Genomic DNA, 23,672 nt, shown 5'->3' with positions numbered 1-23,672 from the left:
GAAGTGCCGCCCGGCAAAAAAACTTACGCCTCTGGCAATTCTGCCAGCGGCCAGCGCGGACGTACGGACACGCTCAGGTCAGACGTTGCGCCCGCATTCAGACGCACCATCCCGGCGTAAGCAATCATCGCGCCGTTGTCAGTACAAAACTCCGGACGCGCGTAGAACACTTCACCGCGACGTTTTTGCATCATCTCTGCAAGCTTCGCGCGCAGGGTACGGTTAGCGCTCACGCCACCCGCCATCACCAGACGCTTAAAGCCGGTCTGATCCAGTGCACGTTTGCATTTGATCATCAGTGTATCTACCACTGCATCTTCAAACGCGCGGGCGATATCAGCGCGAGTCTGCTCGTCGTTTTCGTTATTGCGAATGGTATTGGCCGCGAAGGTTTTCAGGCCAGAGAAGCTGAAATCCAGCCCCGGGCGATCGGTCATCGGACGCGGGAAGACAAAACGCCCTTCGGTGCCCTGCGATGCCATTTTCGATAGCATCGGGCCGCCCGGGTAATCCAGTCCAAGCAGTTTGGCGGTTTTATCGAACGCTTCACCGGCCGCGTCGTCGATAGACTCGCCCAGCAGTTCGTATTTGCCAATTCCCGTCACGCTAATCAGCTGGGTATGGCCACCAGAAACCAGCAGTGCCACAAACGGGAATTCAGGTGGGTTATCTTCCAGCATTGGCGCCAGCAAATGCCCTTCCATATGGTGCACCGGAATCGCCGGAACATCCCACGCGAACGCCAGAGAACGCCCGACCGTGGCCCCAACCAGCAGCGCGCCGACCAGACCCGGGCCTGCTGTATAGGCAACTGCATCGATCTCTTTTGCGCTCAATCCGGCTTCTTTCAACGCCGCCTGAATCAAAGGAACCGTTTTACGTACGTGGTCACGAGAGGCCAGTTCAGGCACGACACCACCGTAATCAGCATGGAGTTTCACCTGACTATACAGTTGGTTGGCAAGCAGCCCTTTTTCGTCGTCGTAAATCGCGATGCCGGTTTCATCGCAGGATGTTTCTATACCCAGTACACGCATGACTTGTTTTACCTCATTTCAATACCGCGCAGTGTAGAGCCTGGGCGGGTTGATGTAAAACTTTGTTCGCCCCAGGAAGAAGGCTCGTGTATACTCCTCACCCTTATTAAAGTCCCTTTCAAAATCGCATCGGTGCTTTACAAAGCAGCAGCATTTGCAGTAAAATTCCGCACCATTTTGAAATAAGCTGGCGTTGATGCCAGCGGCAAACCGAATTTATTAAAGGTGAGAGTTACATGCCGGTAATTAAAGTACGTGAAAACGAGCCGTTCGACGTAGCACTGCGTCGCTTCAAACGTTCATGCGAAAAAGCAGGTGTTCTGGCGGAAGTTCGTCGTCGTGAGTTCTATGAAAAACCAACGACCGAACGTAAACGCGCTAAAGCTTCTGCTGTGAAACGTCACGCGAAGAAACTGGCTCGCGAAAACGCACGCCGTACTCGTCTGTACTAATCTGTTGAGGGCTGCGGTCCTCAATTGACAGACAGAGTAATAGTCGTAAGGCCGTGCTTCCGGAAGGAATGCGCGGCTTGTTTTCGTTTATAAGTCGCTTAAATTTTTGGGGCATATGGCCGGAAGAATCCCACGCGTTTTCATCAATGATCTGCTTGCCAGAACCGACATCGTCGATCTCATCGACGCGCGGGTAAAGCTCAAAAAGCAGGGCAAGAACTACCATGCGTGCTGTCCGTTCCATAACGAAAAAACCCCCTCTTTCACCGTAAACGGTGAAAAACAGTTTTACCACTGCTTCGGCTGTGGCGCTCACGGTAATGCCGTCGATTTTTTAATGAATTACGACAAGCTCGAGTTCGTTGAAACCGTCGAAGAGCTGGCGGCGATGCACAACCTTGAAGTGCCGTATGAAGCCGGAACTGGCCTGAGTCAGATAGAACGCCATCAAAGGCAAAATCTCTATCAGTTAATGGAGGGGTTAAATGATTTTTATCAGCAATCCTTCACCCAACCCAATGCCGAGCCTGCACGTCAGTATCTGGAGCAACGCGGTCTAAGCGCCGAGATTGTTCAGCAGTTCGCTATTGGTTTTGCTCCGCCAGGCTGGGACAACGCGTTAAAACGTTTCGGTGGTAATGTCGACAACAGGAAGCTGCTGCTCGATGCCGGAATGCTGGTCAACAACGACCAGGGAAGAACTTACGACCGTTTCCGCAATCGCGTGATGTTCCCGATTCGCGACAAACGGGGCCGGGTTATTGGATTCGGTGGCCGCGTACTGGGTAACGATACGCCGAAATACCTTAACTCCCCGGAAACCGATATTTTCCATAAGGGTCGCCAGCTGTATGGCCTTTATGAAGCGCAGCAGCATCAAGCTGAGCCACAACGACTGTTGGTTGTCGAAGGATATATGGATGTTGTCGCCCTGGCGCAATACGGTATTCATTATGCCGTTGCTTCGCTAGGAACATCGACCACAGCCGATCATATGCACATGTTATTCCGGGCAACGAATAACGTTATTTGTTGTTACGACGGCGACCGTGCAGGACGAGATGCCGCATGGCGTGCGCTTGAAACGGCAATGCCTTACATGACGGACGGTCGTCAGCTACGCTTTATGTTTCTGCCCGACGGTGAAGACCCGGATACGCTGGTGCGTAAAGAAGGCAAAGAGGCGTTTGAAGCACGGATGGAGCAGGCTCAGCCGCTCTCCATGTTTCTGTTTAATAGTCTGTTGCCGCAGGTCGATTTGAGCTCACCAGATGGCAGTACGCAGCTGGCAGCGCTGGCGCTGCCGCTTATCAGTCAGGTCCCTGGCGATGCGCACCGTATTCAGCTGCGCCAGACGCTGGGTCTGAAGTTGGGCATTTTTGATGACGGCCAACTTGATCGTTTAATGCCAAAACAGGCAGAAAGTGGTGTCGTACGTCCCACTCAGCAGATAAAACAAACTCCTATGCGTATACTTATAGGACTGCTGGTGCAAAACCCGAATCTGGCACCGCTGGTGCCACCCTTGCATGGGCTGGTGCAGAGCAAGCTACCTGGACTCAGCCTGTTCAACGAGCTGGTGAGTCTTTGTGTAGCCCAGCCAGGCCTGAATACGGGTCAGCTTTTAGAGAACTACCGCGGGACAAGTGAATACTCAACACTTGAAAAACTCTCAGCCTGGAACGATATAAAGGATGAGAATGTTGAAAAAATGTTCACCGACACGCTAAACCGAATTTTTGATTCAATGCTTGAACAGCGACAGGAAGAGTTGATAGCTCGCGATCGCACTCACGGTTTAAGCAGTGAAGAACGCAGGGAGTTCTGGGAAATCAGACAAGCCCTGGAAAAAAAATGAATTTAACGGCTTAAGTGCCGAATATCGATCGGGGAGCCCCCGGCAGCCGCACTGAGAGGCAGCGGCACAAATATAAGTACGCCCTCGCTTTAAAGGTTGGCAGCACCATCGCCAACACCAATCAAACGAATTAAGTGTGGATACCGTCTTATGGAGCAAAACCCGCAGTCACAGCTGAAACTTCTTGTCCAACGTGGTAAGGAGCAAGGCTATCTGACCTATGCCGAGGTCAATGACCATCTGCCGGAAGATATCGTCGATTCAGATCAGATCGAAGACATCATCCAAATGATCAATGACATGGGCATTCAGGTGATGGAAGAAGCACCGGATGCCGATGATCTGTTGCTGGCTGAAAACTCCAACAACACTGACGAAGATGCGGAAGAAGCTGCTGCACAGGTACTGTCCAGCGTGGAATCTGAAATCGGGCGCACCACTGACCCGGTCCGCATGTACATGCGCGAAATGGGCACCGTTGAACTGCTGACCCGCGAAGGCGAAATCGACATCGCTAAGCGCATCGAAGACGGGATCAACCAGGTTCAGTGTTCCGTTGCCGAATACCCGGAAGCGATCACGTATCTGCTGGAACAGTATGACCGCGTTGAAGCTGAAGAAGCGCGCCTGTCTGATCTGATCACCGGTTTTGTTGACCCGAACGCTGAAGAAGATCTGGCGCCAACCGCTACACACGTCGGTTCTGAACTGTCTCAGGAAGAGATGGATGACGACGAAGACGAAGATGAAGAGGAAGACGACGACAGCAGCGATGACGACAACAGCATCGACCCTGAGCTGGCTCGTGAGAAGTTCGGTGAACTGCGTACCCAGTACGAACTGACCCGTGACACCATCAAAGCAAAAGGCCGTAGCCACGCCGCTGCTCAGGAAGAGATCCTGAAACTGTCTGAAGTATTCAAACAGTTCCGTCTGGTGCCAAAACAGTTCGACTACCTGGTAAACAGTATGCGCGTCATGATGGACCGCGTGCGTACCCAGGAACGTATCATCATGAAACTGTGTGTTGAACAGTGCAAGATGCCGAAGAAGAACTTCATCACGCTCTTCACCGGCAACGAAACCAGCGAAACCTGGTTCAACGCCGCTATCGCGATGAACAAGCCGTGGTCTGAAAAACTGCATGACGTGAAAGAAGACGTGCATCGCGGGCTTCAGAAACTGCAGCAAATTGAAGAAGAAACCGGCCTGACCATCGAGCAGGTGAAAGATATCAACCGTCGTATGTCTATCGGTGAAGCGAAAGCCCGTCGTGCGAAAAAAGAGATGGTTGAAGCAAACTTACGTCTGGTTATCTCTATCGCTAAGAAATACACCAACCGTGGTCTGCAATTCCTGGATCTTATTCAGGAAGGCAACATCGGTCTGATGAAAGCGGTAGATAAATTTGAATACCGTCGTGGTTACAAGTTCTCCACCTACGCAACCTGGTGGATCCGTCAGGCTATCACCCGCTCTATCGCGGATCAGGCGCGCACCATCCGTATTCCGGTGCATATGATTGAGACGATTAACAAACTCAACCGTATCTCCCGCCAGATGCTGCAAGAGATGGGCCGCGAGCCATCGCCAGAAGAGCTGGCTGAACGTATGCTGATGCCGGAAGACAAGATCCGTAAAGTGCTGAAGATTGCCAAAGAGCCTATCTCCATGGAAACGCCAATCGGCGACGATGAAGATTCGCATCTGGGTGATTTCATCGAGGATACCACCCTCGAGCTGCCACTGGACTCTGCGACCACCGAGAGCCTGCGTGCCGCAACGCACGATGTTCTGGCTGGCCTGACCGCCCGTGAAGCAAAAGTTCTGCGTATGCGTTTCGGTATCGACATGAACACCGACCACACGCTGGAAGAAGTGGGTAAACAGTTCGACGTTACCCGTGAACGTATCCGTCAGATCGAAGCGAAGGCGCTGCGTAAACTGCGCCATCCGAGCCGCTCTGAAGTGCTGCGTAGCTTCCTGGACGACTAATCGGTCCTCGATGAAAAAGCTCCCTCCGGGGAGCTTTTTTTTTGGGGTTTTCCGCTCAGAGTACAAAAATTGGTAGGGGCCAAAATCACAGATGAAATTGTAAATGATATTTATTTTCATTATCATTTTTCTTTTCGTAAACTACTGTAAAGAAAAATTACATGAATTTCAAAACATTAAAAAATCAATCTCTCTGTGCGCTCTTCATTTCTCTGGCACTTCAGGCGGGCCCCGCCTTTGCAAAGGACTTCTCAGAGGATCGGTTCGCCTCCCAACCGCTGGGGCACGGCGTTTACGAGCTGGCTTATGATGCTGGTCAAAAAGCAGTTTATGCCGCGTCCGCCCCCTCTTTCGATAAGGACAAAACGACCGGGGACGTTTTTCAGCTCGCCGCTGACTCCCTGAAAATGAACACGCGGATCGCCACCCAGCGCCGCCCTTTTGCCGTCTCGCTGGATGAGCAAAATCATATTCTCTGGTTGGGTAATGCGCTGGATGGCTCCGTTTCCCTGCTGGACACCCGCACCCACAAAGAACTGAAAACCCTCCAGCTCGCCGATTCAGAGAATCAGGCCCATGTCCGTGAAGTGGTTCTCGACAAGAAACATCAGCGGCTCTACGTCTCTGGTATTGGCAGTGAAGGCAAAGGCACGCTGTGGGTTGTCGACACGCAAAACCAGAAGCTTGCGCATACCCTGAAAGGGATGGATCCGGTCGGCTTTGCCGTTGATGAGGCAGGCAACAAGGTTTACGCCGTGACCGGAAAAGGCGAGCTGATCACCCTGGATGGCAAAACCTCTCAGGCAATCTCCCGCGTGAAGGTCGATCCGTCTGAGCCTAACCATTACTTCCTCAACATCGCGCTGAACGCCGCCAAAGGGGTGGGTTTTATCACCGATAGCAACACCAGGGACGTATTGGTTGTTCAGCTCGATTCCGGCAAGATCCTTCACCGGGTTCCAACGCCGAACTCCATTGCCGCCGTCTACAACCCGGCGCGCAACGAAGTGTACGTCACCCATCGCAATGCACGTCAGATTAGCGTTATCGATGCCGACACCTACAGCCTGAAACACACCGTCAAAACGGCCGCCATGCCAAACAGCATGGCGCTTTCTCCTGACGGCAAAACGCTGTTTGTCAGCGTGAAGCAGGATGAAAAAGCCACCCAGGCTGACTATGTGCTCAAACTCGATTTAACCCAATTCTGAGGATTGCTTTGTGATTAACCAGACACGTACGGCGCTGGCGATTTCGCTCGCCCTCGCCAGCCTTCCTGCGGCCGTTTTCGCCGAAGAGACAACACCCGCTAATGAAGATCAGATGGTGGTCACCGCCACCGGTTTCGCTCAGGAGCGCCGCGAAGCACCGGCGACCATCTCCGTTGTCGGCGAGAAAGAGCTGAACACCCGTTCGAACCAGAATGTGACTGAAGCGTTGCGTGAGATGCCCGGTGTATTAGTTGGGAACGGTAACGGGAGCCTTGCCACCGGCGATGTGCAGATGCGCGGCATGGACTCCACGTATACCTCCTATATGGTCAACGGCATCAAACAAGGAACCCGCGAGTCCCGCCCTTACGGCCACCATATCGGTACCGAAGCAGCATTCCTGCCACCGCTTGCGGCTATCGAACGCATAGAGGTGATCCGTGGGCCAATGTCCTCCCTGTATGGTTCAGACTCCATTGGCGGCGTGGTGAACGTCATCACCAAAAAAGGCTACAACCTGGATAAATGGACCGGGGTGCTGGAGGATAACTACTTCCTTCAGGAGAAAAGCGAGTACGGCAACACCAACCAGACCAATGCCTTTTTGATGGGGCCGGTCATTCCTGGCAAACTCGGCGTGAGCGTGGCGGCGGATTATCTTGATCGCCGTGACGATGACAGCCAGAACGATGAGCGCTTCGTTAAGCACCAGGCTGGCAACCTGGACGCCACCATTAATATGGCCCCGACCGACACCCAGCTGTGGGATTTGAACGTCGTCAAAGGGCATCAGGTAAAATCACACAACGATAAAGCCTGGCAATGGGACTTCGACCGAGATGCCGCGTCGTTATCCCAGCACGCGTGGTACGGCGACGACCTGGTGGAAGTGAAGAACTTCATCAGCTACGAGAGCGCCAAAACCGAATACCGCGTCCCGGGAATGAGCTCGCAGTTTATCAAACAGAAAAACTATGAAGCCAACAGCGCAAACACCTTTAATCTCGGCGATCATAAGCTGACGCTTGGGATCAACTTCACCCGCAACGAGCTGGATGATACGTTCGGCATCGCCGACAAAGAGGTTCCGGGGATCACGCCGGTCAGCGAGATCAGCCGCAACGGCTGGGCCGTGTTTGCCGAAGACGCGTGGATGATGGTGCCAGACTTCACTCTGACCACCTCGGCGCGTCTCGATCACGACAGCTACTTTGGTTACCACGTGACGCCTAAGCTCTACGGGAACTGGACCATTGATGAAAGCTGGGCGCTGAAAGGTGGTGTATCGGCGGGGTATAAAAAACCTGACCTGCGTGAGAACAACGAAGGCTTCACCAGCGTCTATGGCTCTTATCCTTACTCGTACATTGGGATCGGTAACGATGACCTGAAGCCAGAGCAAAGCGTTAACACCGAGCTGGGCGTCTACTGGCAGCAGGATACGCTGGCGCTGGATGCCACCGTGTTCTTCACCAAATTTAAAGACAAGATCAGCGACTACACCATCTGTACCGCAACCGCCACGCAGAAGTGTATTTACAACGGTTATGAAGCTGAAGAAGTGTCCCAGTATTTCAACGTCAGCGATGCGGAAATCTATGGTCTGGAGCTGAACGCCGACTGGCAGGTCACGCCTGGGCTGAAGGCTAACGCAAACTATACGTACACCCACAGCGAGCAAAAAAGCGGTCAGTATAAGGGAGAAGCGCTGAACGAATTCCCAGGCAGTATGGCCAACTTGTCACTGACGTGGAATGCGCTCAATGACCTGGAGCTGTGGACCACCAGCAGTTGGCGCAGTAATACGCCAAACACCGGTAAATCAACCTCAACCGAGGCCTATGCGCTGGTCGATTTAGGTGCCCGCTACCATCTCAGTAAGAGCATCACGCTGATGGCCGGGGTTTATAACCTGTTCGACGTGAACCCGATTTACAAAACGTCCTATAACCAGTCTTCCATCCTGGAAGGACGCCGCTACAACATGGGCGCTCGATTCGAGTTCTGATAGTGACGCCGGAGCCTGAGGCTCCGGCAGTTACAGTCCGCGCACAACCAACGCTTCATCAAGTTCGCGATACGCCTCAACCAACTTATCCAGCGTCGCCCTGTTCAACCCACTCGGGTTTGGCAACACCCACACCTGCGTAACGCCGATAGTGATGCGTTGTTTACCCCACTGTGTTCCGCGCTGGCTAAATGCCTGCTCATAAGCCTGCTTACCGAGGATCGCCAGCGCCGCTGGCTGGTAGTCTTCAATCTTTTTAATCAGTTCACGCCCGCCACTGCGCAGTTCGTGCAGATTCACTTCGGTTGCCTGTACTGTTGGCCGCTCGACCAGCATGGTTATCCCGCAACGCGTATCCAGCAGATGCTGTTCCTCTTCAGGCTTCAGCAACCTGTCGGTAAACCCCGCCTGATGGATAACCTTCCAGAAGCGATTGCCCGGATGGGCAAAGTGAAAACCGGTGTGCGCCGAGGACTTACCGGGGTTAATACCGCAGAACACCACCCGCAGGCCAGGGGCAAGAATATCGTTGATCATATTTACTCCCGATCGATACATCATCGTGGAAGTATAAAGGATTGATTATGCGTTGTTTATAAAAACAGCAGGCAGGTGCGAATGGCTGGATTGCTGCGGGGAGTTACTTTATAATTCACCGCCACGGCCCCTTAGCTCAGTGGTTAGAGCAGGCGACTCATAATCGCTTGGTCGCTGGTTCAAGTCCAGCAGGGGCCACCAGACACCGCAAGGGCTGGCGCTAAATGCGCTGGCCCTTTGTTTTTTCCGGGGATACTTCGGGGATACTTTCAAACGGTAAACATAGTGACTTATGGTTAATTTATGACCGTTCACACCACCTCACCCCAATTTTTTATTTTCGCGGGTGTAAAAATTCGATGAAGCGGGCCGTACCGCAAAACGAAAGGCTCAGGGATTGATCCTCGCCCTCCTGTCCATTGGTATGCAACAAAATGAACCGATACAGAAAAGCCAATTTTACACCTGTATAATTCGGCAATCTGTTACGAGTCTGATACTGGTGGTAGTCCTATAGCGAGGTTTCAGATAGTCAGTATGGGAACGTGTCAGGAATGGTTATAAAGCGTAAATGCCCTGTCCAGCCACAGAACGTAAAACGTAGCATCGCGCTTGTAACCTACCATGGGTGCCTTACTACAGAAGCGGAATGCAATAAGTTCCACGTCTTCGGTAACATGCGCGGGGATGGCCGCCTTGATTGAGTTACGGGAGATTTTTTCGTATCCGAGCTTATGCCGGTCCTGCTGACGGATATCCGCCCATGAAAGTTGGCTCAACCGGAAAAGCTTGTCAGTTAACGCAGCCTTTTCCTTTTGCTCACAGCAATCAACACAAAAACCTTTTTGAAGATAACGGAACGAAAATTCAGGAGGGCTGCGATCAATGGCCTTTGCTTTGTCTTCAGGAGACATCCCCACAGTCGCAGAAGCGTCACGATCTCGCTGCTTAAGCCGCCCCTGAATTTTTCCCATGGATTAATGCACCAGCGTTTTAAAAAACTCCGCCATAACACCGTGAGGAATTTCCCTGCTGGCTTCCCCTTCCACATAGACGCTCTGCCATGGTGCTTCTTCGTGACTCATGTTACGCAATTTCCACGCTGAGAACTGCCCATAGACATTAAAGACCTCACCCAGCAATTCAAGCTCATCGGCAGAATAGCGGGAGTAATCTACCTCACCCGGGACCGGCAGATTGTTTGTCCCGTACTCTTTGAACGCATGATAGAGATCCGGAACAACAGGACCATGCATCCAGGCTTCAATTTTTTCTTCAAACAGTGGTTTTTGAAGAAGAGCCAAGGAAAATCCCTGGGCGTAGTAAGCCAGTTTTTGGAGTTTAAGATTCGAGATAGGATCGCCAGCTTCTTCGCCTTTAGTCAGAAAGTAGTTGGCGACGTCATAACAAGTAAGCATTTCGCCTCCCTTACCCATAACGTTCGAACAAGTGGTTCAATAACCTTAGTTATAGTACTAAAAAAACATTCCGACGCCACACCTTAAAATGCGCTACAGGTAACATTGGTTACTATTTTTTTCTGCAATAGCTCACCAGCATCTGTGGGGCTCTCCGTTCGAACATCGATACATCGTCTGTTACGGGCGATAGCCTCATTAGAGTTGGCATCTACTACCTGCAAAGATATGCGTGTTCGTTCAAGGTCCAACTGCTCGCAAAAGGTTGGTTCAGGCGGGTAAATGTTGGTTCATCGCGGCTTCAGGGGCTCTGCAGCTCTTTCTGCAGCAGCAGGCGCAACGCATCAGGAACGCGTTTTCCTTCCGCCTCCAGAAGCTTGGCGGCGTGCAGGGCGGGCGTCCTGCAGCGTGGATTCAGCGCTTTAATACTGCGGATCATCTTTTCCGTGCTGCTCAGGGGCGGCCTCCCTGTGCGCCTGTCCTGCCTTCCCGGCAGTTCCCGGGGCCAGTACCGCTTTACCGTGCTGAGCGATACCACCAGCTGCGCGGCGGCTTCTGCCTGGGTCATGGACGCCGTACGGCAGGCCTGAACGGCCCGGTGCCGCTGCACACGCATGCTGGCCCTGAAATGTCTGGCGGCCGCTTTCTGCCGTCTGGATTTTGTCCGCCGGATCTCCCGCTGCCGATCCCGTTCCTTGCTGGCGGCGTTAAACAGGTCGGCCATTTCTCCGGAGGGTAATTCCTGCCGGGGTAAAAAGGCCCTGTACCGCGCCGGCCTGCCCTGCTGCCTGCCGCACTCTGCCGTCACCGTCCGGATAATGCCGGCGGCCAGCGGACTGCGTTTTTGCAGGTCACGCACCGCTTTTTCCGTCACGCCGAAATGAAACGCCACTCGCCTGCCGGTTAACGTCCGGTGCAGTCCGGCAATTTCCCGCAATGCAGCCGTAAATGCCTCTGCACTCCACCATATCCCCTTCAGTCTGAACGCCGTTTCAGCCATACAAATTCCCCTGTCAAAATCAGCGCCAGAAAAAATCTGGCAGGGTGTCACGCTTTCGCAAAAAGTACGCGACATAATAATCACGGTAGAATGCGGGTTCCAACCCGGGATATGCCGCAGAAAAATGCGCTGTACCCCGCACCACGCCTCATTTCTCCGCACTCTGCCAAAAACACTAAAAAAACACTGAAAAAATGCGGCATTATCCAGAAATCGGGAGTTTGAATTTTTCCCGTCACAAACCCGCATGGTTACTGACTTTAATCCTTTTAGGCTTATTTAAGCTTACTCATCGCCAAGACTGCCTGTAAGCGGTCGTCTCTGCCTCATAAAATGCGTGTACACTCTCGCGGTCACGGAGGGATCGGAGTGGCCGGCAAATTCCGCCGCGTCAGCCATTGTTGCCCCGCGTCTTAACAGGTTGGTTATGGCAAAATGGCGCAAATCGTAATAGCGCCGGATGTTATGACGCCTCAACAGCTGGCGAATATTTCCCTGCTTGCTGTAGTTCAGGCTCAGCCTCCTGCCATTCCTGCCGGCAATGACCGGTCGCTGCGTTCCCAGCAGGCTTTTATCCAGCAGCGCCCACACCTCTGCCGGCATATCCATTTCCCGCCCTGGCCCGCGCTTAGTCCCTTCTCGCTCTCCCTGCGGTGTAAGGTGCCGCCTGATGATGATTTTTTCCAGGCTCACATCACTGTAACGCAGTGACACCAGCTCACCGGGTCTCAGACCACACACCGCCCCCAGCAACACGGCCAGTTTTTCGCGGTGTCTGGCTTCATCAAGCATTCTGAGAAGCATTTCCCGTTCAGGCAGTTCGATCCAGCGACGGGCGCGACCGGGAAGCTTTCCTACCGGATTCACCGTTAGCCAGTGATTTTCCACCAGCAGGCCAAACGCAAAGCGAAGGTATTTTTTCTGCGTCGCCGTGAGCTCTGCCAGGTGGCGTGGCGTCAGCCCGCAGGCCGTCACCTGGAGCAGTTCTTCCGGCATCCCGGTGAGGTGCTGGCGATACTGGAGATAACTCGCCAGTGACAGACGGTTGTTTTCCACCCGGTGATACTGATACCCGAGCCAGTACCAGATCACTTTTTTCAGGGGCCACCGGCTTACCCTCTCCATTCCCGTAACCACAGGTATAAGCTGGTGGGCGGACGTTTCCACCTGCCAGAAAAACAGCGCGGCGGCGTCCAGGGTGCGAAACCGGGAGGCAGCGTTTCGCCCTGTCGCCTCGTCCTGGAAGCTGACCACGTATCTTAACCGGCTGCCGGTGCCGGTTTCGCGGATCCCCGCCATTTACAGGCCACCAGGAAGCAGAGACGGCTTCCAGCTAAAATTTATTCCCCAACCGCCACCCTGCTTCAGCTGCTGCGCATAGCAGTTCAGCACCTCAAAACGCGGAGAGTACACATTCAGCTGCTTAACCATCTGACTGCCTGTAATTTCCGGATGGCGCTCCCGGTAATCTCGTATTTCATCGGCGGCCAGTGAACGTATGATATCGACCAGTGACAAATCAGGATGGTTCTTTCTCTGCTCGTCGAACAGATCGAACGCCTCCTTGCGTATGACCGGATAAATCCTGTCCTCAATGCGCTTAAGCTGACGTTGTACCGCCATAAAACCCGCGCCACTGACGGAGGGTAACTGCTCTTCCAGCTGCGCCAGTTCATCAAAAATAGCGCCCTGCGTATCCGGCGGCACCGTCTCGCTGGTGACAAAGGTTTTCAGAAGACCGATCCGGGCAGCCCAGCGCTCTGCGCTGGTGGTTTCTGCGTAATATTTATCAGCGGCCACATTCGCCAGTTTCTGGCGCCGGGCCCAGATACTTTCTCTTTCCATTATTTTTGACCTCAGAAGGGTGCAGGAGTCGGGGTTAATTCATGCATGCATAACACTATCGCCGCGGCGCTGGCTTTTTCCATTCAAACGTCGGCGATCTGACCTTCTGAATAAACCGCTCACGGCTCGCCTGCCGGCTGGCAATCATGCGCTCCAGTTCCCGGGTCTGGAAGTGTGACACAGTGCCGCCGTCTGCCCTTATGCACGCTGCAGCAATTTCAGCCAGGTATTCAGGTTTCATATTCGCTTTCTCCGCGATGGGGTTATTTGCTCTGGCTGGCGTAGTGGATATCGAACCTCACCGCCATTCTTTGAATTCGCCAGGTTGACACTCTCACGGTCAAACCTTAACAAAACTTAACATCGGGGTTTACACTCTGGCGCGAAAATCTTAGGAAAACTTAGGAAGCGGGTTGACAGTTCTGAGCGCACCCCCTGTATAAATCTGTATATCGGCCTGACGCCTAACCTTGACATTCCTATACACCTCACCTGACAGTTTTGCGGAATTCACGCCGAAAACCTTATCAAATGTTATCAACCCGCCCACACCTACCCTATGAAACCTAGTGATAGCAAGGGTTTTGGGGTGGTTGACACTTTCCGGATCCCAGAGTGTAAAGTGTCAACCTTTCCGTTTCGTTTCGGAGGTTGGTTGACGTTTTCAAATACTGGCTGCGATGTTACTCGTCGTCCTGTGCGGCCCGCTCTTCGTAGATAGCTTTCACCTCATAAACGAATGGCTCTGATAATGCAGCCAGTCCCGCTTTTGTGGCATTATCCAAATCACCTAGTTGTTTCTCAGTGATCAGCCAGCGAAAAAACGTTAAGGTCTCCAGCTCATAAAATGGCGAATTAAATTTACATGCGATGCAATCCCGCTCCGGATCATAAAACTCCAGCCCGCAAACATGCTCACCATCTTCTGTTTCCATCAGTCTTAGTTCCAGACCTAAAGCGTCTGCCGCATCGTGGATACGTCCCTGTAATTCTGCATAGCTTTCTGCCGGTGGGTATATATCATCCAGCGCCAGCACAATGGCCTTTGCTTCTTCTGCAGTAGCAGAAAATGGCTCATATTTGATTTCTAATGCAGAACTATCACCCTGACTAATCACCGCACATTTTTCCGATATCCTTATGGGAGATTCTTCATCATATTCTCTCTTACCTTCCTTCCCTGCGGCCTGTTTCTGCTTTGTAGCGTCCACATCAACTTTACCACCCGACATAACCAGCTCACCCTTAGCTATCCAGTCATAAACCGTCTGGCGGCTTACGCCACGGTGTTTTGCATAAGCTGCTTTGCTCATCAGCATGATGTTTACCCTTCTGTGTTGTTGTGTTGTTGCATGATTTCGGTATAGCCCCCACCTGAGCTGGTGTTAGCCCTCCACCTGGCGCTCAGGAGGTTTTATGCCGTTAAGCATTCTCTGGCAATTATTCCGGCGTATCGCTGCCGCTGCGCGCGCTTTGTCGCTCTGGTTAGGCAGAACATAACCTCAAGCCAGCGTGTCCCTGCGCGACGCCAGAGGCCCTTTCTTTCCAGTTCTTCCGCCAGGTCGTCTGTTAGCTTTCTGGCTTCGTTGATAGATACGCTTTCATTCATCCTCTGAAATCCTTCTTTTGTCGCAATTATGTTGGTTCAATGTCGGCGCGCTTAACATGCCGTTTTCTCTGCCAGAAAAATTACTTTATATAAAAAAGTGTTCACCCTGTTCACCACTGCCATTTTCACATTAAATATCATTACGTTAGGCGGTAAACACTGACCATAAAAAGTAATCACCACTGTTCACCCTGACTGTTCACCTCAGAACAAAAAACATACAAAGGTGAATACTGGTGAATACTTGGTGAATACTTTAAAGATAAGTGTTCACCACTTTACCTTATGATTTACATATACTTTTTAACAAGGTGAATACTGGTGAACACTTTTACCATTAAGATAATTTTTCTTTAGCTGGTGGATTTTAAAAAATGGCAGTGTTAATCCTGCGCTCCACCCGTCGCTCTGGGTAACCACTCTTCGGCATCATCATGTAACGTCACGTTGGTCTGTATGCCCTTCTTTGTTTTTTTCTTCTCGTACAGCCTGCCGTACTCAGACATTGCGCCAGGCATATCGGAACCGAACCGGCTCAAGGAGACGGGTTTGGACAGGCCATTGCCCTGCATGTAAGCCAGATATGCGTGATACAGGAAATAACGGGGGTTAAACGGTGCAACGTTGGCGCTACCAACGAACATCCCGTTACACCCCATCGACGCCATCAGGTAGCCGCAGAAGTCCACCAGCGAATCACCCTCACGCTTAATGGCTAAAGCCTCCTCTGATTTGCGCTGTTCGGCCAGCAGTTGCCGCGCGGCGTTCTGGTCTGCGAATCGGGTCAACAGGTAGCGGATAATCACCGGCAATTCACCTTCAATTTTTTCCACCAGCATTGGATCGCGCTGTTCCTCACTCACCACCTCAGAGAAATTGAAAATTACCCGACGGCGGGAGATCCCCCCGCTGCGGTCGCTGAACGTCATAGCGTTGTTATTGACGGCCAGCACCACCGCGGGGATGCGGATCGAATACGGGGCTTTGTGCTTCGGGTCAATTGATACCCGGTCACCGCCCGTTATCGCTTTGATGCCCGCCCCATCCCCAGCGTAACGGGTCATATCCGGGAGGATAATCAGAGAATAGCCAACCACCAGCGCCCGCTCTCGCGGGTTTTCCAGCGCGGCCATGCTCGCCGATACCGTGTTACCTTTCCCTGCCAGCATGGTACAGATTTCCGCCATCACGCTCTTACCGCTGCCGCCCGGCCCGGAGACCTCCAGAAAAAGCTGCCAGTCGTACCGGTTCGCCAGCACCATAAACAGCGCCGCCAGAAGACGATCCGCCTTTCTGGTATTTCGGGCCGTGGAATGCTGCAGCCAGCTCCAGAAGTTCGGCGCGTGGGTCCCGAGCGTTTCACCCGCTGCCGCCTGGCAGAAATCCACCTCACTGGCGACCAGCAGCCAGTCATTTTTGTCATGCGCCCGGAATGCACCGGCGCGGGAGTCAAACACGCCGTTACGGAAACCAATCAGGTGACGCGCCGCCGCTTCCATCTGCGGCAGACTCAGTTTCATAGCATCCACGGCGTTTTTTACGCTGGCCGGTGAATAGGCGATCTCCGAATCAATAAAAATCCGCGCCATCACCCGTTGCAGCTCTTTATCCTGCACCGGCTGCCAGACCACGCCGTTATAGTGGTGAACGGTGTCAGAATCGCTGTCAATCGCCAGATCGTTACCGTAGTGCGCCGCCAGAACGTCCCCGCGCTGGCTGGGCCCCATCTGGTTCAGTGCCGGTGACACACCAGACTGTCGGTTAACCACGGGCAGATTAACCACTACACTTTCCCCGCGTCTGATCCGCTCCAGATACTCCCGCCAGTCCTCCGGCTGCTGGTCGGGGATGCCCTTATACAGCTTCGCGTCCTGCACACCGGCCAGCGCCAGCTTTCCGGCAATAGCATTAATCTGTGCCTGTTCGATAGCACCGGCCAGGTAAACACGCGCCGCACGCCGCCCGTCGTCAACGATGCGCAGCTTTTCCAGCTCAGCCAGTTGCTTTGACCCGAGGTAAATCGGCGGCGTCCGGTCTTCCGCAATCGCTTTACCCAACCCCTCCTCCCAGCCTTTGGCGTGGGAAAATGCATCTGACCCGGCGAAAATAATCGCTTCGGTGTATTTTTCTTTCGGCAGTGCTTTAACGTTCGGTGCGTTTTTCATTTCAGCCCCTTATCCCATCCGTCAGAACCAACGCTCAGCGGCAGCGTGTGGCGAATATCCGCAATGCGAATTCGCGCCTTTTCCCTGGCCTCCTCCCGGCTTTTTTTCGTCTCTTCAGCCAGGTGGCGAAATTCAGATCGGAAACGATACTCAGAGCAGACGCATTCACGGTCATAACCGTCCCTGACGTAAGTAATACGGCCAAATTCCACACGTTTAACCGTGATTTTTTCGCCGTAGTTGTCTTTCCAGCGGCTGTGAGTCTCGATTTTTGGCTGAGAGCGGCCCTCAGGCTTAGCCTGATTAATTTTCATTGCCATGATGTTTATTCCTTACTGAAAAGTTTTTTCACCTGAAAAAAAGGCTTTATTTTCTTCGTGCGCCTCTTTCGTCACCAGGATCGCACCTTCCGGAATTGGTGTTACCAGATAAGAATACGGGCCAATAAAAACGACTTCACAGCGCCCGAAAGAGCGGATTGCTTCAAGTGCTTCTAATTCATTTAATCCATTCATGGCGCTGCTCCTGTGTGAGATTGGCGCGATCACCATGGCTGTTTTCTTGCTGGTGGCCGCCAGTCCCCATGACAGACCAGAGAATGCAGTTATCCCGGTCAACCCAATGACGGGTTAACGGACAATCGGTGCGAATCTTCGCGGCGAACGTCAGATCCCACGACGGAAACGCGTCACGCGCTGCCTCTTCGGTATCTGCCAGAGTGCGCAGGGTGACAGGTTGCCCCGTCCTCTCCTCGCCCTTCGGCTGCCCCAGGAATAGCCAGGTGAATGCCGGGCGTCGCTCTGTGTTAATATTGGCTGCAGCCATTGAGTTACTCTCCATTGCGTTTGTGGTTAGACGCCCTTCCCGTGTTCCAGCACTGGCGGGGCGTTGTCTTTTATGATTCTGAGGTACACTAAAAAACATAATGAGGTACACATTAAAATTAAATGAGGTACAGGTCAAGATATTGTGTACCTCATTAATTCCTGTATAGTGAAATACAGTTTTCCCGAATAGGTGTACAACGATGGCGAACCGCAAAAATGCCAAATCACAGTTAACCACTGTCCGAGTCCCCCATGATGTAATGGAGGGTATGGAATCCGTTAAGCATCCCGACGAAAGCAACGCCGGATTCATCGTTACCGCTATGCGTAGCGAGATAGCCAGACGGCAGACAGACGGCGCAACGGAAAACCCGCTGCTGTCCTCCCTCGATGCTCTTGAACAGGTAGAGGCAATTGGTACCAGCGCCGGAGAGGAGATTAAGCGCCTGGTAGACGTGGCGCGATCTGAAATACAGCGCCGTAAGCCAAAAGCAGAAACGCCAGAGGAGTGATCCGCACTGGCACATAACCAAAGGGCGTGGCCAGAAACCGCGCCCTTTTTATTTGGCGGTTCGCCGCACTTCCCGCATACCACCAGCAAACATCCTGATTCATCCGGGATAAGAAAAACGCCGCTATATTGTGCTTTCCGTACACAGGCGCCACCCTCATTTTTCAGTGAAATATTCCGCTGAATAGGCGTTCTCTCCGGTGTCGGTGTACAGCCGTTTTTTGCCGCGCCACCCTTCCAGCCGTGCTGGTGGACCACGCCCACATTAGAGAACGTGACAGCACGCCGCCCCTGACACTCCACCAGCGGCATTCTGCTGTTATGCACTGAAACATGGTTACGCATACTCACACCCTCGCTGACGGGCTAAACAGCGCTGTGACAGGCGCACTAATTCAGCTTTACGCTGGTGGTAGTCCTGCGCCAGCTCAATCAGCGTGATATTCGTCAGTTCCAGGTAAGACAGATGATCGAGCTGTTCCACGCTCATATGGTCGCGGGGATCTCCTGTGATCCAGTTCGCCTGCGCCCACTGCTTAGCGGTCATTCCATCCAGAACGATACGCGCCAGCATGTTGCTTTCAGTGGTGTAATGGTGGTGCTGTGTGGTTTTTCCCTGGTCGGTTCGATAAGCCTCCAGCGCTGCGCACATCGGCTTAAAGTAATTGGCAGCAGTTAATCGGGCTTTCAGATCCCGGCGCAATGCCGCCGCCTTTTCTGGTAATTCTCTCTGTAACTGCTCTTCGCACTGGATGAAGTAACGGCGAACGGCGCGGCCCTGCGCGGTTCGTTCCACCATTGCCAGATGCTTAGCCATATCCACAGAGACTGCATAATCAATTTCCGGGCGGCCAGCTTTGATGATTTCCACCCGTTCCGGTGTTAATTGCTCAAAATCAGTGCCTTTGACAAATCCAAACTGGGCAACGCGGGCATTAAACCAGCTAGCAAAGACACGCCTCGCACCTAATGCTTCATGCAGCGCTTTAGCATCTACTGTGCTGGTAGGCTGGCGACCGATAGCGCCGGAAATAACCGGGATTAAATCGGCAAAATTAAGCTGCTGCTCGTTTTCAGGTTGAGCGAATCCCTCCCCGCAAGGGGCATTATTTTTTCTGGTCATTTTTTTTTACTCCGTCAGATTTTTTGACGTGGCAGCGCTTACCGCTGTTTCCGGCAACCCATCAAATTCAATATGTTATCGAGTACGTGAAAACTATCACGTCTGCACAGCGCTGATTGATTATTGAAAATCAGTTTTGAGCGCGTTTTAGCCAACACTTCCCGATACACCAACCACCCACAACGAAATCGCGATCTGCAGTAAACGCTGTTCCCGAACTGATTTTTAAAAATCATCTCCACAGCGCCGCCTGCCTCAGGCACTCCCGCAAAATGGACGAAACCAAATAAATCAAGCGCATTGCTTACCACCCCGTTATGCTGACGCCCTGAAGGATGCCAGCTCCGCAAGCTCTTTATCGTGGGTGTATTCCCCGTTCCAGTCCGTTTTCATGGGTAGATCGCCTTTGAGGTAATGCCGGTAAATCCACACAGCGCCCTTTTTCAGTAGCACCGGCCTGAATGTCTCAAAGGTGGCGCCCTGGTTTGGCGTGATGGTTCTTGACGCTTCAGTGAGGTACATGTCGCGCGCATAAGACAACACCCGCCACGTTGCGCGATGGCCATTTGGCGTGTCGTCATACAACCAGTTTTTTTCCATCAGCCAGGAGTTTACCTTGCTGGTGTTAACGCCATTCAGGCGTTTGCAAAACTGTACCGGCGTCAGCCCTTCACTAAACAGGTTCTCCAGATGGTCGATATATTTCGCCTGACGCTGGGCGTAACCAGTTAATCGCCTCTGCTCCTCGTAAGCGTCGGCCCATGCTCTGGCAGCCGCCACCGGATCGGAAAAATCAGGCGTACCCGGTAAAGCGTTGCGCCGGTGGGCAAAATAGCTTTCTTCCATCTTTTCAAAAAATTCCCACGCCTGATCGCTGTCGATAATTTTCGACATACGGGCCGCGCCGCGTTCCGTCCAGAGGGTAAGTGATGTTGTGTGTTTATTAACCGAGTAACTTTCGGTTACCTGGTTCATGAAAGCCTTTAGCGGTACGCCGCTAAGGGTGAAAATATGCACATCCTCGATAAAGCGATCACGGTTCCTGGTGAGGTTGTTGCGAATATTTACTTCTGGTACGCCGTAGCCCTGAGCCAGGGTGTCGGTCGTCACCACGCGAACGCCACACCATTCAATCACCGGCAATGATCCGCTGGTGGACATCGTGTCTACGGATTGCATAGCCCCACCAGCAAGGATAATATCGGTGCTGGTGGTTTCGTTGGCGCAGTATCCACCGTCCCCATTAGAGCGCTCCGGAAACGGGGCGCTTTTTCTTTTCGTCATACGCCCCCCCGTTAAACCGACTGGCGAACCGATGCCAGGTACGCATCCAGATCCGATTTCAGGTAGATGGTTTTTTTACGTCCGACCTTGTAGAAGGGAATTTTTACCCGGCCTGAGCAGTGCCAGTTCGCCAGGGTTCGCGGCGCTACGCCGAGGTAATCCGCAGCTTCTGGGCGGGTAAACTTTTGGTCCTGCGGGGTTTTCTGGTCTTGCGTGGTATTGGTAGTCATGATGCCTCACCGTGGTTTATAGGTAACAACAGTGAGGATTATTGCGGGTCTTTAACTCTTTGTGGGTGAATTCACAATACCTAAGAAGTGAATTCACCTCCTACCCAAATACCGAGCCATTGTATTTTTATCAGGCAAATTTAACACGATACCTTTTTCCGACGCGGTAGCCTCTAAAATATCAGTTATCCTGCTTACTGATTCTTTATCTATATCAAAGCCATTAAATTCAGGAATCATCTTTAATAGTGCCGGGATAATCTGGCCCTTTCTATTTAGTGTTCTTGGGTGCTCAATTTTTTCACCAAGATTAATTATTTCATCATTATGTATATTATTAATATCCCTAGACATTATAAGTAGCGCCCCTTTATTTATTTTCAACCCTTGAGTAAAATAGATATCTACACTGTCAGAAATGTAGCTTGGGGTCTGTAATGAAGATACATTTATGAAATCATCACTCGATAACTCCAAAGAAAAACAGTCATACCAATTAACCCAAAAAAAACCTTCGAGACTGTCGACCACTAAACACTGACTGTCAAACTCATAACCTTCAGCACGCTCAAAAAACTCTAAGTCGTCATGCTTAATCATTTCATGATGAATGCCATTAATCATTGTCCCTTCAAAACTCAAATCCTGCCATCTACGAGTTTTAAAACGCTCAATAAAACCTTCAAAATACTCTGTTTCGATAAACCCATCAGGATTAAATACCATTTGACCAACGTTCTTTGCCGAAATATCTCGAATGTAAACAGATAAATTCAAAGAACCGGTTGCACAAAGATGGAACACATCACGCACTGAACAACCAAGATATTGAGCGGCTTCAGGTATCGGATAATAAAGACGTTCAGGTAATTTTTTCTTCATGCTTTTTTCTCATTAGTCTGAAGGTTGAGGATATCAAAAAGCATCCTGCGCTTTTCTTCTTCGGACATTGTTCCCATTACCGCTAACAGCTGGTTATCCAGCCCACCAGACTTTTGTACTAACCCGGCGTGTTCCAGGATGGCGCGCTCTATCTTTTTGGCCGGTTCCTGCAGCTCGTCGGCGGAGAAATGCAAATATCCCTGCGTGACGTCGGCGCTGCGCATGGTCTTATGGTTCATCAGTCGCTTGAGGATGTACGATCCGACGCCCACCAGCTCCGCCACGCTGCCGAACGTGCGCCGCGCGTCGTGGCAGGTGAATGATATTGGTGTCTGTGCGCCGTTCTGCGCGGTCGCCTGGCTTATCTGCTCTATCACCCTGCGAGGGTCGGAAATAATACCGCCTTGCGATGATGGGAACACATACGGGTTATTGTCGCTGCGAGCTGCAGCTCGTCTCTCAAAGATGGCGTAAAGAGTGTCAGTGATCGGCAGCTCCAGTGGGTCGCCGTTCTTCGTTTCGTCTATCCAGAAATAGCGACCGGACATATTTACGCGCGGCCACTCCAGGCCGAAAACCTCTGAGCGGCGTAACCCCGTAAATAACGCAACGTCGAGCGCGTCACAGACCGATACGGCAAAATCATCCCTTATGCTGGTGGAGTGCTGGCGAACGGTGTCCACGGCGGCCAGCCAGCGTGACAGCTCGTTATTACGTATGCGGGTAGTCTTTCGCGTCGTACCGTGCCATTTCCGTTTCGTGCTCAGCACCATGGTTGGCGGGTCGGGCAGCAGACGATTGCCGTCACCATCACGGTAGTGATCGTGTGAATACCGGTACACCGCCCGCAAAACCCGCGCCCACAAATCAGCCTGCGCTTTGCTGCCAGTCGCCACGCCGGCGCGCTGAGGCTTATCACCGAACCAGACGCCACCATCGGTGATTGCTTTGTGCCTGGCCTCTACCCGTTCGCGGTCAATCGCCGCCAGCGGCGTTTTAAGCCAGTCTCCGGAAAAGTTGGTGAGTATCCCCTGGTACTGGCCGGCCGTCGTTTTCTTTATACGCTGGGCGCGGGATTTAATGTACTCCGCCAGTGCCTCCCCGAACGTGATGGATTTATTCTTTTCCTCTCTCCGCTGTTCGTTCGGGTTGTTTCTGGTTATCGCCACCTCGCCCAGCGTTCTGGCTGCCAGTTCCCTCGCCTGGTCAACGGTGAGATCAGGAAATTTACCCAGCGTCACCCGGAAAAATTTTCCGTCCCGCTTTCTGACCACACAAAAGCTTTTTTTACCGCCGGAGGTGATACGCAGTCTTAGCCCGTTAATCATGCTGTCGGAGTATTCGGCGCGCTTACCCTCTTCTGGCGTTTCCAGATCGAGCAATGCCGATTTGGTGAACCTGAATGTACGCATTTTTCCTTGCCTAAAAATCCGGGGATACCCCGGGGATACCTGAGATAGTGAATAATGGTTAAAAATAGGTCAATATGTGATTTTTTGGAGGGAGTTAAATGCATGTTTTTCAAGGAAAAGTAATAATAGTGATATATATCACCTAAAACTCATAATCGCTTGGTCGCTGGTTCAAGTCCAGCAGGGGCCACCAGATACAGCAAGGGCTGGAGAGAAATCTCCGGCCCTTTGTTTTTCTGGAGGTATTGCTCACAGGCAGCAACAGTGC

Annotated in this window: 24 protein-coding genes and 1 tRNA gene; 7 read left to right on the top strand and 18 right to left on the bottom strand. The window is 52.2% G+C overall.

The annotated features are described in order from the left end of the window. Positions 1–23: 23 nt before the first annotated feature. Entirely contained in the window at positions 24–1,037 is a 1,014-nt protein-coding gene (gene tsaD, locus ACS603_RS10700; protein ID WP_182062506.1) for a tRNA (adenosine(37)-N6)-threonylcarbamoyltransferase complex transferase subunit TsaD, read from the bottom strand. Between the two features lie 236 nt (positions 1,038–1,273). On the opposite strand from tsaD, the gene rpsU reads away from it, so the two are divergent. From rpsU to ACS603_RS10675, 5 genes are all read left to right on the top strand, one after another. Next, a complete protein-coding gene (gene rpsU, locus ACS603_RS10695) occupies positions 1,274–1,489 on the top strand; it encodes a 30S ribosomal protein S21 (RefSeq protein WP_001144069.1) in 216 nt (71 codons plus the stop codon). Positions 1,490–1,604: 115 nt separating this feature from the next. After that, complete coding sequence (dnaG, locus tag ACS603_RS10690) at positions 1,605–3,347, top strand: DNA primase (protein WP_315686879.1); 1,743 nt, start codon at positions 1,605–1,607, stop codon at positions 3,345–3,347. A 150-nt stretch (positions 3,348–3,497) separates the two neighbouring features. Further along, entirely contained in the window at positions 3,498–5,342 is a 1,845-nt protein-coding gene (gene rpoD, locus ACS603_RS10685; protein ID WP_182062508.1) for an RNA polymerase sigma factor RpoD, read from the top strand. 161 nt (positions 5,343–5,503) lie between these two features. Beyond that, positions 5,504–6,553 carry a 7-bladed beta-propeller protein YncE gene (yncE, locus tag ACS603_RS10680; protein WP_474944217.1) on the top strand — a complete coding sequence of 350 codons (1,050 nt, stop codon included), beginning with the start codon at positions 5,504–5,506 and terminating at the stop codon, positions 6,551–6,553. A 10-nt stretch (positions 6,554–6,563) separates the two neighbouring features. Further along, a complete protein-coding gene (locus tag ACS603_RS10675) occupies positions 6,564–8,561 on the top strand; it encodes a TonB-dependent receptor domain-containing protein (protein WP_474944216.1) in 1,998 nt (665 codons plus the stop codon). 30 nt (positions 8,562–8,591) lie between these two features. On the opposite strand, the gene mug is transcribed toward ACS603_RS10675, so the two are convergent. Then, entirely contained in the window at positions 8,592–9,098 is a 507-nt protein-coding gene (gene mug / locus ACS603_RS10670) for a G/U mismatch-specific DNA glycosylase (RefSeq protein WP_259832111.1), read from the bottom strand. A 125-nt stretch (positions 9,099–9,223) separates the two neighbouring features. Here mug and ACS603_RS10665 point away from each other — a divergent pair. Continuing rightward, positions 9,224–9,299, top strand: a tRNA-Ile gene (locus tag ACS603_RS10665). Between the two features lie 347 nt (positions 9,300–9,646). Here ACS603_RS10665 and ACS603_RS10660 read toward each other — a convergent pair. The 11 genes from ACS603_RS10660 to ACS603_RS10610 all read right to left on the bottom strand — a co-directional run bounded on the left by ACS603_RS10660 (position 9,647) and on the right by ACS603_RS10610 (position 17,960). After that, the gene (locus ACS603_RS10660) at positions 9,647–10,072 is read right to left on the bottom strand and encodes a hypothetical protein (protein ID WP_474944215.1); all 426 of its coding nucleotides are present in this window, start codon (positions 10,070–10,072) and stop codon (positions 9,647–9,649) included. Between the two features lie 3 nt (positions 10,073–10,075). Beyond that, complete coding sequence (locus ACS603_RS10655; RefSeq protein WP_474944214.1) at positions 10,076–10,516, bottom strand: Panacea domain-containing protein; 441 nt, start codon at positions 10,514–10,516, stop codon at positions 10,076–10,078. 301 nt (positions 10,517–10,817) lie between these two features. Beyond that, entirely contained in the window at positions 10,818–11,516 is a 699-nt protein-coding gene (locus ACS603_RS10650) for a hypothetical protein (protein WP_474944213.1), read from the bottom strand. Between the two features lie 285 nt (positions 11,517–11,801). Beyond that, positions 11,802–12,815 carry a tyrosine-type recombinase/integrase gene (locus tag ACS603_RS10645; protein ID WP_474944212.1) on the bottom strand — a complete coding sequence of 338 codons (1,014 nt, stop codon included), beginning with the start codon at positions 12,813–12,815 and terminating at the stop codon, positions 11,802–11,804. Beyond that, entirely contained in the window at positions 12,816–13,361 is a 546-nt protein-coding gene (locus tag ACS603_RS10640) for a hypothetical protein (protein WP_474944211.1), read from the bottom strand. 683 nt (positions 13,362–14,044) lie between these two features. Then, positions 14,045–14,680, bottom strand: coding sequence for a hypothetical protein (locus ACS603_RS10635; protein ID WP_474944210.1), 636 nt, complete (start codon positions 14,678–14,680; stop codon positions 14,045–14,047). Positions 14,681–14,775: 95 nt separating this feature from the next. Continuing rightward, positions 14,776–14,970, bottom strand: a complete 195-nt coding sequence (locus tag ACS603_RS10630; protein ID WP_474944209.1) for a PerC family transcriptional regulator — start codon at positions 14,968–14,970, stop codon at positions 14,776–14,778. Positions 14,971–15,353: 383 nt separating this feature from the next. Then, positions 15,354–17,135 (bottom strand): DNA primase family protein, encoded by a 1,782-nt coding sequence (locus tag ACS603_RS10625; RefSeq protein WP_474944208.1) that lies wholly within the window; start codon positions 17,133–17,135, stop codon positions 15,354–15,356. Beyond that, positions 17,132–17,455, bottom strand: a complete 324-nt coding sequence (locus ACS603_RS10620) for a DUF4222 domain-containing protein (protein WP_474944207.1) — start codon at positions 17,453–17,455, stop codon at positions 17,132–17,134. Before ACS603_RS10620 ends, ACS603_RS10625 begins: the two co-directional genes overlap by 4 nt. Before the next feature lie 12 nt (positions 17,456–17,467). Then, entirely contained in the window at positions 17,468–17,650 is a 183-nt protein-coding gene (locus ACS603_RS10615) for a hypothetical protein (RefSeq protein ID WP_474944206.1), read from the bottom strand. Continuing rightward, positions 17,634–17,960, bottom strand: coding sequence for a host cell division inhibitor Icd-like protein (locus ACS603_RS10610; RefSeq protein WP_474944205.1), 327 nt, complete (start codon positions 17,958–17,960; stop codon positions 17,634–17,636). Before ACS603_RS10610 ends, ACS603_RS10615 begins: the two co-directional genes overlap by 17 nt. A 202-nt stretch (positions 17,961–18,162) precedes the next feature. Between ACS603_RS10610 and ACS603_RS10605 the strand changes: the two genes are divergently transcribed. Then, positions 18,163–18,474, top strand: a complete 312-nt coding sequence (locus tag ACS603_RS10605) for a YlcI/YnfO family protein (RefSeq protein ID WP_474944204.1) — start codon at positions 18,163–18,165, stop codon at positions 18,472–18,474. A gap of 336 nt (positions 18,475–18,810) precedes the next feature. Here ACS603_RS10605 and ACS603_RS10600 read toward each other — a convergent pair whose 3' ends face one another. The 5 genes from ACS603_RS10600 to ACS603_RS10580 form a co-directional block, all read right to left on the bottom strand. Beyond that, the gene (locus ACS603_RS10600) at positions 18,811–19,596 is read right to left on the bottom strand and encodes an antA/AntB antirepressor family protein (protein ID WP_474944203.1); all 786 of its coding nucleotides are present in this window, start codon (positions 19,594–19,596) and stop codon (positions 18,811–18,813) included. Between the two features lie 315 nt (positions 19,597–19,911). Then, complete coding sequence (locus ACS603_RS10595; protein ID WP_474944202.1) at positions 19,912–20,880, bottom strand: ORF6N domain-containing protein; 969 nt, start codon at positions 20,878–20,880, stop codon at positions 19,912–19,914. Between the two features lie 11 nt (positions 20,881–20,891). After that, positions 20,892–21,110 carry a helix-turn-helix domain-containing protein gene (locus tag ACS603_RS10590; protein ID WP_474944201.1) on the bottom strand — a complete coding sequence of 73 codons (219 nt, stop codon included), beginning with the start codon at positions 21,108–21,110 and terminating at the stop codon, positions 20,892–20,894. Positions 21,111–21,203: 93 nt separating this feature from the next. Next, the gene (locus tag ACS603_RS10585; RefSeq protein WP_474944200.1) at positions 21,204–21,992 is read right to left on the bottom strand and encodes a hypothetical protein; all 789 of its coding nucleotides are present in this window, start codon (positions 21,990–21,992) and stop codon (positions 21,204–21,206) included. Continuing rightward, the gene (locus ACS603_RS10580) at positions 21,989–23,404 is read right to left on the bottom strand and encodes a tyrosine-type recombinase/integrase (protein WP_474944199.1); all 1,416 of its coding nucleotides are present in this window, start codon (positions 23,402–23,404) and stop codon (positions 21,989–21,991) included. The genes ACS603_RS10585 and ACS603_RS10580 overlap by 4 nt, the downstream gene beginning before the upstream one ends. Positions 23,405–23,672 lie beyond the last annotated feature (268 nt).

The organism is Enterobacter sp. Li2LvB3 (assembly GCF_056156645.1).
Note: the sequence above shows the minus strand (reverse complement) of the source record. Positions and strands in the feature narration are given on the sequence as shown.

What these genes read in the sequence shown, in the direction of transcription:
- tsaD (WP_182062506.1), bottom strand. Translation starts at nt 1,037, where the DNA reads ATGCGTGTACTGGGTATAGAAACATCCTGCGATGAAACCGGCATCGCG.
- rpsU (WP_001144069.1), top strand. Translation starts at nt 1,274, where the DNA reads ATGCCGGTAATTAAAGTACGTGAAAACGAGCCGTTCGACGTAGCACTG.
- dnaG (WP_315686879.1), top strand. Translation starts at nt 1,605, where the DNA reads ATGGCCGGAAGAATCCCACGCGTTTTCATCAATGATCTGCTTGCCAGA.
- rpoD (WP_182062508.1), top strand. Translation starts at nt 3,498, where the DNA reads ATGGAGCAAAACCCGCAGTCACAGCTGAAACTTCTTGTCCAACGTGGT.
- yncE (WP_474944217.1), top strand. Translation starts at nt 5,504, where the DNA reads ATGAATTTCAAAACATTAAAAAATCAATCTCTCTGTGCGCTCTTCATT.
- mug (WP_259832111.1), bottom strand. Translation starts at nt 9,098, where the DNA reads ATGATCAACGATATTCTTGCCCCTGGCCTGCGGGTGGTGTTCTGCGGT.
- ACS603_RS10660 (WP_474944215.1), bottom strand. Translation starts at nt 10,072, where the DNA reads ATGGGAAAAATTCAGGGGCGGCTTAAGCAGCGAGATCGTGACGCTTCT.
- ACS603_RS10655 (WP_474944214.1), bottom strand. Translation starts at nt 10,516, where the DNA reads ATGCTTACTTGTTATGACGTCGCCAACTACTTTCTGACTAAAGGCGAA.
- ACS603_RS10650 (WP_474944213.1), bottom strand. Translation starts at nt 11,516, where the DNA reads ATGGCTGAAACGGCGTTCAGACTGAAGGGGATATGGTGGAGTGCAGAG.
- ACS603_RS10645 (WP_474944212.1), bottom strand. Translation starts at nt 12,815, where the DNA reads ATGGCGGGGATCCGCGAAACCGGCACCGGCAGCCGGTTAAGATACGTG.
- ACS603_RS10640 (WP_474944211.1), bottom strand. Translation starts at nt 13,361, where the DNA reads ATGGAAAGAGAAAGTATCTGGGCCCGGCGCCAGAAACTGGCGAATGTG.
- ACS603_RS10635 (WP_474944210.1), bottom strand. Translation starts at nt 14,680, where the DNA reads ATGCTGATGAGCAAAGCAGCTTATGCAAAACACCGTGGCGTAAGCCGC.
- ACS603_RS10630 (WP_474944209.1), bottom strand. Translation starts at nt 14,970, where the DNA reads ATGAATGAAAGCGTATCTATCAACGAAGCCAGAAAGCTAACAGACGAC.
- ACS603_RS10625 (WP_474944208.1), bottom strand. Translation starts at nt 17,135, where the DNA reads ATGAAAAACGCACCGAACGTTAAAGCACTGCCGAAAGAAAAATACACC.
- ACS603_RS10620 (WP_474944207.1), bottom strand. Translation starts at nt 17,455, where the DNA reads ATGGCAATGAAAATTAATCAGGCTAAGCCTGAGGGCCGCTCTCAGCCA.
- ACS603_RS10615 (WP_474944206.1), bottom strand. Translation starts at nt 17,650, where the DNA reads ATGAATGGATTAAATGAATTAGAAGCACTTGAAGCAATCCGCTCTTTC.
- ACS603_RS10610 (WP_474944205.1), bottom strand. Translation starts at nt 17,960, where the DNA reads ATGGCTGCAGCCAATATTAACACAGAGCGACGCCCGGCATTCACCTGG.
- ACS603_RS10605 (WP_474944204.1), top strand. Translation starts at nt 18,163, where the DNA reads ATGGCGAACCGCAAAAATGCCAAATCACAGTTAACCACTGTCCGAGTC.
- ACS603_RS10600 (WP_474944203.1), bottom strand. Translation starts at nt 19,596, where the DNA reads ATGACCAGAAAAAATAATGCCCCTTGCGGGGAGGGATTCGCTCAACCT.
- ACS603_RS10595 (WP_474944202.1), bottom strand. Translation starts at nt 20,880, where the DNA reads ATGACGAAAAGAAAAAGCGCCCCGTTTCCGGAGCGCTCTAATGGGGAC.
- ACS603_RS10590 (WP_474944201.1), bottom strand. Translation starts at nt 21,110, where the DNA reads ATGACTACCAATACCACGCAAGACCAGAAAACCCCGCAGGACCAAAAG.
- ACS603_RS10585 (WP_474944200.1), bottom strand. Translation starts at nt 21,992, where the DNA reads ATGAAGAAAAAATTACCTGAACGTCTTTATTATCCGATACCTGAAGCC.
- ACS603_RS10580 (WP_474944199.1), bottom strand. Translation starts at nt 23,404, where the DNA reads ATGCGTACATTCAGGTTCACCAAATCGGCATTGCTCGATCTGGAAACG.